Raw genomic sequence first — 11,199 nt, 5'->3', positions numbered from 1 at the left:
AGACTCTGAAAAGAATGGAAGCAAAGATGCCAGCCGACGTCATTGTACACTTAGCGCGGATGACTGTTCAATCGCCTTCACTCCTTTTGTGACTGGCAGCGAGAAAAGTAAGGTAAAGCACGATGGCGGGCATTCTCGACGGCAAGGTAGCGCTTGTGACTGGAGGGGCATCGGGCATCGGACGCGCGGCTGCAGTTGCGATGAGCAAGGAAGGTGCGCGCGTCGCGGTCGCCGGGAAGGCACCAGAGCGCGCCGCCGCCACGGTGGCGCTGATCAACGCGGCGGGCGGACAAGCGGTCGCGCTGGGCGGCGATGTCGCGAACGAGGCCGACGTCGTGGCAATGGTGGCGCGCACGGTCGCCGTGTTCGGCCGGATCGACTGTGCCTTCAACAGTGCCGGCATCAGCAGCCGTGCAGGGGGTTCGGTCGGTCAGCGCACCCACGAGATTAGCCGCGAGAACTTCGATGGCATGCTCGCCGTTAATCTGACCGGCGTGTTCCTGTGTATGAAGCACGAGATCGCGCAGATGCTGAAGCAAGGCTTCGGCGGCGCTATCGTCAACACCGCTTCCATCGCAGGGGTTGTCGGAATGCCGACCGTGACGCATTACGTCGCGGCCAAGCACGGTGTGATAGGGCTAACCAAGACAGCCGCGTTGGAATACGCCAAGGACAAGATTCGGCTAAACTGCGTTAGTCCCGGGTTCATCGACACGCCGATGACCGAGCACTGGACCATGAAGATCCGCGATGATTTGATGGCCGCGGTACCGATGAACCGGCTCGGCCTGCCAGAGGAGATCGCAGAGGCGGTAGTGTGGATGTGCTCAGAAAAGGCATCTTACATGACCGGCGCCTCGCACATCATCGATGGTGGATTCTGCGCAGCCTAGACTGATTGAGTTGCAAAACCGCAGGCTCTAGCTGACCAGAATCAGCGATAGTTAAGCATCGACTATTAGTCGATGACGGTAACATGGATCAAGGCCCAGGTGAGCAAGGGTCGTGAGCAAGCGGTTGGCAAGCGTGCACCGCGTCGGCGCAAGGGCTTTGCACCCCATCTGGAACGGATCGAAACTGTCATCGAGCCGGAAGCGCTGGTTAAGCATGCTGGCACCAGAGGGTACCGATCGGCTGCTACGTGTCGGTGCGTCTGCGGGTGGTGCGGGCGAAGTTCCGGGTGATCGCCGCGCGCCGTCCAAAGGTATGCCTTCAAGAACGCGCATGGCGTGATCTAGGCGCCGGGCTCGGCCCGTATCATTGAGGAGGCGTTCCCGACGGAAGCGCGTCTGGCCCAGATCGCCGCCGCCAAATAAGCCCACGTCCCGCTGCTCTACGACAGGAGGCAATCTAAACCGATTCCGAGATGATGGTGCGCACCGTTTGATGGTGCGCAGGGTTCCGAAATGATCGCGCGCAGTTTAGTGCGAGGCCCCTTCGTTGGACCATTTCTCCGGCTGGAAGCAGCTGGAAGGATTGCCGACGATGAGGGTTATCTGGCGCCCTGCGCGAGATTTTGACGCTGAGCCTTGAGGTTAGGCTCTCGACGCGCGTAGTTGGCGAGCGCGTCGGCATCGGGCCGACGACGGTACGTGACACACTGAAGCGGTTTGGTCGCGCGGGGCGTCGCAATCGTGCGCGGATCTACCAAGACGCCGGGAGCTCGTCAGCGCTACGCACAGCTGCGCGAAGTTCGAGGCCGAGCCATGGCGGGCCAGCAGCGAACTCCCGTCCAAGCATCAGGCAGAAAACCCCGGGGTCTACCCGGGCGAAGTACTCCGAACTCTTCGACGTTGTCTCAAATTGTGGCGCAGCGAGCAAGCAAGCGCACTGCTGTTTGGCTCTTGGGATAACCCGGCACAAAGCAACGTGATCGTCACATCACCGGAAAGCGCGCCACTGCTGGATGAAGGAACGGCGGTGTGAAGTAGACCGGTGATCGACCGTGCTCAAGGCTGGCGCGGGACGCCACCGCCTTCGCCTGTGGCGGCCTTGACCACGCCTGATGACTGCCTGATGCCTTTGCAAGCGCTCGGTCGAGGACCGAGCGCAACATCGGCGCGCTCGAAACGCCCACCAGTTGCGTGACCGGCTTCCCCCGCTCCGTGGCTAGAGAGCAAAATAGATGAAGCAACAATAGTGTGTCGGGAACAGCTTACATGCGGCAATGCGGAATCTTCCCCTGATCGCCGCCGCGCATCGGCTGCTACGGCACTGTTGGGGGTACGCGTCCAATTAGCTTCGCTCCGTCGAGTGAGACCAGACGGGATCTCTTCGGTCGCCGCTTGACCACAGGCTGCCGATCAGGGCTTCACATACGCGCGATCAGATTGGAATACTGCGCGGCATCAGCGCGCGATCATCGGAAGCCGAAAATCTGCGCCCGCGATCATGCCGAGCTCGAGCGCCAGCTGATGCCGCAATGGATGGCAAGGTCGGCTTCGGCGTCGAGATCATGGCCGACTACGTGTTCAGCGAGATCAAGAAGGCCGAACGGCCGCTTGCCGACGAATCACTTTGCGGATCCTCACCCCGGGCTCCGGATCGACACAGATGGCCTATTGATAAGCCTATGCCACGGATGACCGAACGTTTGGCCGCGACGGTCAGCGGAAGTGACTTAGCGCTTCGAAGACGGTTCGCTTGGGCGAATGCGCGGTCCGGCACCTCGATGGTTATCGCGGCATGCTGCAGGTGCTTGGCTATGCCGCCAACAACAAGTTCGCGCAATCCGATCGCGGCATAATGGCATCGCACTGCCTGGCTGCCGGTACACGGCAGTAGCAAGTTCAACGAGCTGCATGTTTCGGGAAGCTCAGAAGTGGCAACGGCAACGCTCGAGCGGATGGCGGCGCTCTAGCAGATCGAGAAACCGTGAGCAGTCAAAGGCTCGAGCGCGTCGCCGCGCGCCACAAGCCTGCGCGATCGTCGTCACAGATTTCTTCTACCTCTGGCGGCAGACCTTGTGGCGGATCCCGGCAAATCAAACTGGCCGAGGCGATCCGGAGTCTGGCTGCGTGGTCATTCTCGCTCCCTCCCCAACGTCGCTATCGTCGCCTTGGCCCGAAGATGGCCTGTACTTGTGGCGCTGCTGCGTCACGAACGGAGAGCCATTTCGATAACGGCATAAGGAACAAGCCCCGGCGGAGACTTCATCGGACGAGAGCTGCGACGAGCGAAAGAAAGGATGGCCTGACAATCGATCGGCCTTCTGAAAAGCTCCGGCGAAAAATGGCCTTGGCAGGCCTCTTCAGGAGGATGGGCGCGCGCGGATCTCCATCTTGGCAGCTACCAGAGCCCCGACATGCCAGATAATTTGTGCAAACTGTTCAAACCACCCCTCATTATGCTTGCAGTGGCGCGGCCATACGTTTTCGCGCGGCTGCGTGCTGAAGCGCCCGAACGATGGTAGGATCGACGATCCGGACATTCGAACTCCTAGAGCGGTTCACGAATTTACTGAATCAGGAGGGATCCCGGTCGCGGCGAATATGATTCAGATGCTGGCATTGAGGCCAGCATCGATTGTCGGCCCCCTTTCCAACGACCTGCGGAAGCGGGTGGTCGCGGCAGTATCGAAGGGTGAGAGTTGCCGCTCTGCCGGCCTTGCGTTTTGGCGTGGCCGTCTCCTCGATGGTGAAGTGGTCGCAGCGTTATCGTGCGACCGGCTCTGTCAAGCCCGGTGACAGAGTAAGTCTGTAATGGATCCGCACGGCGAGTTTATCAAGGAGCGGATCAGGCAGACCCGGCACTTGAGCTGCACGCGCTGAAGTACGAGTTGTGGCTGTTCATGCGCCGGGAGGGGCTGCGGTTCTAAAAATACGTTGTTCGCTTTTGAACAAGGGCCGCGTTGATGTGGCCCGCCGACGGCGACGCTGGCGATCGTGGCGGGCCGGCCTTGATCCTCAGCGCCTCGACTTCGTCGAGGAAACCTGGTGAAGAGCAATATGGCTCTGTTGCGGGGATTGGCACCGAAAGAGCTCGCCTTCACGGGTTCGCACCAAATGGCCACTGGCGCACGATGACCTTCCTCTGCGCACTGCGTTACGGCCGGCTCCCGGCTCCCTGCCTGTTCGACGGGCTGATCCACGGGGAATGCTCCCGCACCTATCCCGAGCGGATCCTGCTGCCGTCTCTGAAGCCTGGCGACTCCTGATCATGGACATGTGTGGACGTATATGGACCCCGCCCGATTGCAACGGCCGGCTTGATCAGGATCGACGGTCACAACTGCAGACGTATATCCGGCTTCTTGATGCGGCTGGACAACGTCTTCGCCGCGAGCCTGGATGGTTTTCGCCCGCTTCCACCTCAACGGCCCCGAGACATCGGCGCAAGCCGTGCCGGTCCACACATCAGGTTCTGGAAGCGACGGGGTGACCGTTTCGCCATCTGCTGCCATTTGTTGCAATTGCCGGGTAAGACCTCCTTTCCTCGATTGCCGTTTCGCTTCAGGCCGCCTTCACCGACAGCGCCGGCTCATAAGCTGCGTCGCCTGTGAGCATAGCCCACACGATCCGCGCATTCTTGTTGGTAAGAGCCACGGCCGCGACATTGGAATGGCGCCGTTGCCGGAGTTTGCCGAGCCAGAGGCTTCGCGGATCCTGCTTGCCAGTGGCCCGGCTTAAAGCGGCGCGAGCTCCGCGAATCATCAGCGTCCGCAGGTATCGATCGCCGCGTTTGCTGATGCCGAACAAGCGGACCCGTCCTCCACTGGATCGCTGCTTCGGCACCAGGCCAAGCCAAGCCGCGAACTGGCGGCCGTTCTTGAAACAGCTTCTATCGCCCACGGCTGCGATCAAGGCTGTTGCCGTGACAGGTCCGACGCCTTCGATTTTGCCGAGCCGCTGGCACTGCTCATTCGTACGGAAGATTTCCCTTATCCGCCGGTCATAGGCCGCAATGCGGGTATCAAGCTCGGACAACTCCTCTTGCAATTCGCTCATGGGCGCTCGGAGCATCTCGCTGAGGCCGTCATTGACCGGTAAATGCCGCCCGTGCCCATCAACGCCCAGACGATGCGTGCCGTCTTGCTGGCGAAGGGCGGCTTGCGCTCCAGCATCCGCGAGAGAAGGATCCGTCATCGATCCCTTTCGCCTGGCCCAGCGCACGGTGGCGCGGGCTCCGATGATCAGCAGGCGACGCAAGGTTCGTGCGCCCATCCGAGATGTCTGCCGAGCTTCTGCTTGCTGCCCCAGGAGCGTTGCAGCGCCATGAGGCCGAGCATGCCGTAAAATCGCGACCTCGCTTGAAGGTCTGAGCAGATGGCGCCAACGCGGCAGTTGCTCTTGCACTTCGCCAGATCCAACCCGATTACGTTAAGTTCCGACCTGGACGCCTCCATTCGAGTGATGATCATCGACGTAACTTTGGCACAGCGACGCCGTCAGGGGGCCACGCCCCGTCAATTTCGGCAACCATAAGGGCGCGGGGGCGCGCGCGGCGATCGAGGCTGCCGTGCAAAGCTCCTCTATCTTCCGGTCTACAGCCCAACCTCAATCCGACCGAGAACGTCTTTGCCAAGCCGAAAGCGTTGGTGCGTGCTGCTGCCGCGCGCACCGAAGGCTTCTGCCGCTGCAATACCCTACCCAAGGCACCGTAATCGTGCAAATTCCGGTTTATCTTCGGTGGGGTGCCCAAGTTCTCGCAGGAGGAGAAACCGCTTAGAGGCTCCTCCTGTGTTGCCTCTGAACGTACTCACTCGCAGAAAGCCTGCGCAATAATCGGGAATTTCGGCGAATTTCTTCGGCGAGACTCCGTTACGAGAACGTCGAACGTAAGCGAAACGAGAGCGATTTGTAACGGAAAATGCCAGAAGTCATGATTCCCTTGGGCGAGAAGTTGTTCCGCCGCGCCCAGGCGATGCCGGATGCCCCAGCGGTCACCTGCGGGGAGACTACGCTCACCTACGGTCAGCTGGAGGCGCGGACCAATCGCGTCGCTCGTGCCCTGGAGAAGTTGGGGGTCAAGCCCGGGGACCTCGTCACCATCGGGTTACGCAACGGAGTCGACTTCATCGAGGCGTGTTGGGGTGTTTGGAAGCTCGGGGCGACACCGCAACCGGTGTCATTTCGGCTGCCGAAAGCCGAACTACGCGCCATCGTCGATCTTGCTGCGCCCTCGGTGGTAATTGCACTAGCCGGTATGGAGATGGACCGACAACGCGTTACGGTCGATGACTTGCTTTCGCTGTCCGACGATGATCGGCCAGTTGAGTCGCGTGTCTCTCCGGTTGCGTATGCTCTGACCTCCGGTGGGTCGACCGGTCGACCTAAGCTGGTCCTCTCCGGCTCGCGGGGTGAGACGTCGGCCGAACCCAAGAACGCGACAGTCTGGCGCTTGAGCCCGACCGAGACGGCGCTCATTCCTGGGCCGCTCTATCACGGTGGCCCTTTCGTTTTCGCTATGCAGGCACTTCTGGACGGCGCCCACTTGGTCCTGATGCCGCGCTTTGATGCCGAGGCAGTGCTGGCTGAGGTGCAGCGTCGCAGTGCAACTTGGATCTATCTGGTGCCCACCATGATGAGCCGGATCTGGCGGCTGGCGGAAGAGGTGCGAACCCGATACGACATCTCAACGCTAAAGACGCTCTGGCACTTGGCTGCGCCCTGTCCGCCATGGCTGAAGGAGGCCTTCATCGGCTGGCTGGGGCCCGAGGCGGTCATGGAGATGTACAGCGGCAGTGAGAACATTGCTTATACCATGATCACCGGTAGTGAGTGGCTTAGTCACCGCGGCTCTGTCGGTCGCGTGATGGTGGGCGACATGAAAGCCGTCGACGCCGACGGCAATGTACTGCCGCCGGGCGAGGTGGGTGAGATCTACATGCGGCGATCGAGCGACGCCCAGGCCGCGTATCGCTATCTTGGCGCGACGGCCCGCGCCCTCCCGGGCGGATGGGAGAGTCTCGGCGACATCGGCTACTTTGACGCTGATGGCTACCTCTACCTCGCAGATCGGCGCACCGACATGATCCTAGTTGGAGGGGCTAACGTTTATCCAGCCGAGGTCGAGGCGGCGATCGACGAGCACCCCTTGGTGCTATCAAGCGCTGTCGTTGGCCTTCCGCACGAGGACATGGGCTCATCCGTCCACGCCATCGTCCAGGCCCGCCCGGGTCTGACTGAAGGGATGCTCCTAGCGCATCTGGCCGAGCGGCTTGTAACCTATAAACATCCGCGCACCATCGAGTTCGTCGATGAGCCCCTCCGTGATGATGCCGGTAAGGTCCGCCGGACGCAGCTGCGTGACCAGCGGGTCGCCCGATTGAAGTCAACCCTTAGCCAAACGTAATCGACCTGCTTGCGAGATAAATCTGACTGGGAATGAACATCAAGCGCAAAGCTTAGCAACCGCTTTGGAGCATCCCCGCCTGCGCAGCGGCCGGACCGTGTTCAGTGCGCGGCGCCTGAGGTGGAGGATGCGGCTCTCGTTCGGCGACCAGTGCGGTTCTTCTCGAGCTGAGCGGCTTTCGCTGTACGCGCAGGTCGACAACGTGGGTCTGAAACTGAAGCACACGGCGGTCGACGCCGCTCAACTCGCGACGAACGAGGCTGGAACTCCATGAAGAAGCTTTTTATCGCCAATCGCGCCGAAATTGCGATCCGCATCGCGCGAACTGCCGCCGACCTTGGGATCGAAACCTTCGCGGTGTTTGCCGATGACGATTGTAAGTCCTTGCACGTCAAAGTGGCGGACGGATCTGCCGGTCTCGGAAGCGAGGGAGCGGCAGCCTATCTGGATTGGAAGCGCATGCTCGACGTGGCACTCCAGAACGGTTGTGATTCCGTTCATCCCGGATATGGCTTTCTCAGCGAGAACCCGGCCTTCGCGGCTGCGTGCGAAAAGGCAGGAGTGACCTTCGTCGGGCCGACGGCGGCCACGCTCTCGCTATTTGGCGACAAAGCTGCCGCGCGCCGCGCTGCAGAAGCCTGCGACGCGCCGCTCTTGCCCGGCGTGAACCGCGCCGTGACTTACCCAGAGGCTCGAGAATTCTTCGAGTCTCTGGGACCCGGGCTTGCTGTCATGCTCAAAGCCGTCGCTGGCGGTGGCGGGCGTGGCATGCGACCGGTGTCGTCGATCGAAGATCTCTGCAGTGCCTTTGAACGTTGCAGCTCTGAGGCTGTCCAGGCTTTCGGATCAGGCGATCTCTACGTCGAGGAGTTCTTCCCCCGCGCGCGTCACATCGAGGTGCAGATCATCGGAGATGGGCGAGGCGGCGTCGCGCACTTGTGGGACCGCGAATGCAGCCTCCAGCGCCAACGCCAGAAGGTGATGGAGATTGCACCCGCATTCGGGCTCCAGCCAGAGGTCCGCGAGCAAATTCTTGGCGCATCGGTGCGGATCGCCAAGCACGCGAAATACCGCGGGCTTTGTACAATGGAGTTCCTGGTTGACGCGCGGCCCGGATCCAAAAAGTTCGTCTTTATTGAAGCGAACCCTCGGATTCAGGTCGAACACACCGTGACCGAGGAGGTTTTGGGGCTCGATCTGGTCGCCGCACAACTGAAGATCGCTGATGGCGCGACATTGGCCGACCTCCAGTTGATACAGGAGAAGGTGCCCAGCCCGAGCGGATTCGCCATCCAGGCGCGGGTCAACATGGAGCGGATGACAACCGATGGAACAAGCGTTCCTACTGGCGGTATCATCGATGTATACGAGCCGCCGGCTGGGCCGGGCGTTCGGGTAGACGGCTTCGGTTACGCTGGATACGAGACGAGCGTCCGATATGACAGCCTTCTGGCGAAGGTTGTTGCGCATGGCCCAGATCTCACGATAGCCATCGCGCGGGCCAGGCGTGCGTTGAGCGAATTCCGCATCGATGGAGTTTCCGTCAACCTTTCCTTTCTACAAGCCCTCCTGAAGAGCACCGCCCTCAGCGTTGAGCATCTTCACACCCGTTACATCGACGAGCACATTAAAGAGCTGATTGCTCAAAATGCTGAGCGGCCGCGATACTTCTCCGCCGCAGGCGAGGAGACGCTTGTTGCCGGAGCCGACGTTGATCTGGATGATCCACTCGCGGTCCTCGCCGTGCGACCCGGTCGGACTGAGACGAGGACGTCATCACCACGTAAATCGCGGAAAGTAATGCTCGCGGGTCCCCCCGGCTGCGAGGCGGTCGCCGCTCCGATGCAGGGAACTGTCGTCGTCGTGCACGTGCAGGTTGGAGACGAGGTCCGGCAAGGTCAGACAGTCGCGGTACTTGAGGCGCTGAAGATGGAGTATGCCATCACGGCGAGTACATCCGGTATCGTGCGTGAGATCGTGGTGACGCGTGGGACCGCGATCCAGGAAGGCGCTCCGCTGCTCTTTTTGGAACCGGCAGAGGTCGCCGGAGCCGAACTGGTAGCCGAGACGAGCATCGATCTTGATTTCATCGGCCCCGACCTCGCGAGAGTTCAACATTTCCATGCGCTTACTCGCGATGACGCGCGAGCCGAGGCAACAGCGAAGCGAAAGCTATCGGGGAAACGTACGGCACGTGAGAACATCGAGGATCTCTGCGACCGAGGCACTTTCCTGGAGTATGGCCCGCTCGTAACAACGGCACGCCAACATAACGAATCGCGAGATCAGTTGGAAGCCCGACTCCGAAAAGCTCCGGGCGATGGCATGGTCATGGGAATCGGTCGAGTGAACGGGGCTCTCTTCGGACCCCAACGATCCCGCTGCGTCGCCCTCTCTTACGATTACACGGTGTTCGCTGGCACTCAGGGCGGGAAGGGACACGACAAGACCGACCGTATGCTCGAAGTCGCCGAGCAGCAGCGGCTCCCTGTCGTGTTCTTCACTGAAGGTGGCGGCGGTCGAGCCGCGGGCTATCCTGGCGATCCGCCTCCACCGCCAGCCTATACGGGCGGCCTCAAATTTGGCACGTGGCGCCATCTCGGCAAACTCTCGGGCTTAGTCCCACTCGTGGGCATCACGTCGGGTCGCTGTTTCGCCGGAAATGCGCTTCTTCTGGCGCTGTGCGACATAATTATTGCGACCCGAGATTCCACTATCGGTATCGGCGGTCCGGCCATGATCGAAGGCGGCGGGCTCGGGCGCTACACTCCAGAAGAGGTTGGTCCTGTCGATGTCCAGGAGCCCAACGGAGTGATCGACGTTGTCGTCGAAGATGAGGCTGAAGCCGTAGCGGTCGCCAAGCGATACTTATCATACTTCCAGGGGCCCGTGACCAATTGGACTGCCCCAGACCAACGGTCCCTCCGCCACATGATTCCGCAAAACAGAAGGTCTCCGTACGATATCCGGAAGATCATCGCCACGATTGCGGACGAGGGTTCGATGCTCGAGCTTCGTCGGCGATTTGGTCTAGCAATGGTAACGGCGTTCATTCGGGTGCAAGGCCGAACTGTGGGCGTCATCGCCAACAACTGCACCTCGCCGACTGGCGGCGCCGTGGATTCAGATGCCGCCGACAAGGCGGCGCGCTTCATGCAGCTGTGCGACGCGTTCGACATCCCCATTCTCTCGATGCTCGATGTGCCCGGCAACATGGTCGGACCAGAGGCTGAAAGGACTGCTACCGTCCGGCATTGCGGACGGCTTTATGTAACCGGCGCGAACGTCACCGTGCCGATGTTCGGGGTCGTCTTGCGCAAAGCCTACGGACTCGGTGCGCTCGCCATGACGGGCGGCGGCTTCCATGTTCCGTCATTTGTGGTGTCCTGGCCTACGGGGGAGTTCGCGGATATGGGCCTTGAGGGCCGCGTTAAGTTGGAGCGGCGCGCGGAATTGGCCGCCATCGAGAACATCAGCGAGCGCAAGGCCCGCTACGAAGAGCTTGTGGCACGCGCCTATGACTGGGCGTCGGCCGTGAATGGCGCAACCGTGTTCGAGTTTGATGATGTAATCGATCCGGCCGATACCCGGCAGTGGATCATTATGGGCCTTGAAGCGGCTCCGCTTCCGGTGCCCCGGGCAGGAAAGAAGGTCGCCTTCGTAGACACGTGGTGACGGAGTGGTGGTTGCATCCAGAAGCCATGATGCTGTCAGCGACCACCTGAAGCCCACCTCGTACGAACAGCCCGACAACGAAGGCCTGGTTGCGCGGATTGATGTCTAGGCCAAACGGACGCGCTTCTTGGTATCTTGGCGGATATATGCCCCGCGGGTCACTTCAAATTCCTCCGGGTGTGGTCAGTCAAATTCCTCCACCCGCGAGGCAGGACAAGGGACTGTTAGTTT

4 protein-coding genes and 3 pseudogenes are annotated in these 11,199 nt (G+C 61.0%); 6 read left to right on the top strand and 1 reads right to left on the bottom strand.

The features are described from left to right. Positions 1–122: 122 nt before the first annotated feature. From XI09_RS09650 to XI09_RS09635, 3 genes and pseudogenes are all read left to right on the top strand, one after another. Positions 123–893 (top strand): SDR family NAD(P)-dependent oxidoreductase, encoded by a 771-nt coding sequence (locus XI09_RS09650; RefSeq protein ID WP_271566627.1) that lies wholly within the window; start codon positions 123–125, stop codon positions 891–893. 87 nt (positions 894–980) lie between these two features. Continuing rightward, positions 981–1,313: pseudogene (locus tag XI09_RS09645) on the top strand (IS66 family transposase); the annotation flags it as partial. Between the two features lie 2,211 nt (positions 1,314–3,524). Beyond that, a pseudogene (locus XI09_RS09635) lies at positions 3,525–4,150 on the top strand (IS630 family transposase); the annotation flags it as partial. A gap of 301 nt (positions 4,151–4,451) precedes the next feature. On the opposite strand, the pseudogene XI09_RS09630 reads toward XI09_RS09635, so the two are convergent. Continuing rightward, positions 4,452–4,979 (bottom strand): annotated as a pseudogene (locus tag XI09_RS09630) (IS110 family transposase); the annotation flags it as partial. A gap of 829 nt (positions 4,980–5,808) precedes the next feature. On the opposite strand from XI09_RS09630, the gene XI09_RS09625 reads away from it, so the two are divergent. From XI09_RS09625 to XI09_RS09615, 3 genes are all read left to right on the top strand, one after another. After that, complete coding sequence (locus XI09_RS09625; protein ID WP_271566626.1) at positions 5,809–7,293, top strand: AMP-binding protein; 1,485 nt, start codon at positions 5,809–5,811, stop codon at positions 7,291–7,293. A 127-nt stretch (positions 7,294–7,420) separates the two neighbouring features. Next, entirely contained in the window at positions 7,421–7,567 is a 147-nt protein-coding gene (locus tag XI09_RS09620) for a hypothetical protein (protein WP_271566625.1), read from the top strand. Then, positions 7,564–10,968 (top strand): acetyl-CoA carboxylase family protein, encoded by a 3,405-nt coding sequence (locus XI09_RS09615; RefSeq protein WP_271566624.1) that lies wholly within the window; start codon positions 7,564–7,566, stop codon positions 10,966–10,968. Before XI09_RS09620 ends, XI09_RS09615 begins: the two co-directional genes overlap by 4 nt. Positions 10,969–11,199 lie beyond the last annotated feature (231 nt).

The organism is Bradyrhizobium sp. CCBAU 11386 (assembly GCF_028128955.1).
Classification (GTDB): Bacteria; Pseudomonadota; Alphaproteobacteria; order Rhizobiales; family Xanthobacteraceae; genus Bradyrhizobium.
The sequence above is the reverse complement of the archived record's forward strand: the minus strand, read 5'-3'. Positions and strand labels throughout refer to the sequence as shown.

What these genes read in the sequence shown, in the direction of transcription:
- XI09_RS09650 (WP_271566627.1), top strand. Translation starts at nt 123, where the DNA reads ATGGCGGGCATTCTCGACGGCAAGGTAGCGCTTGTGACTGGAGGGGCA.
- XI09_RS09625 (WP_271566626.1), top strand. Translation starts at nt 5,809, where the DNA reads ATGCCAGAAGTCATGATTCCCTTGGGCGAGAAGTTGTTCCGCCGCGCC.
- XI09_RS09620 (WP_271566625.1), top strand. Translation starts at nt 7,421, where the DNA reads ATGCGGCTCTCGTTCGGCGACCAGTGCGGTTCTTCTCGAGCTGAGCGG.
- XI09_RS09615 (WP_271566624.1), top strand. Translation starts at nt 7,564, where the DNA reads ATGAAGAAGCTTTTTATCGCCAATCGCGCCGAAATTGCGATCCGCATC.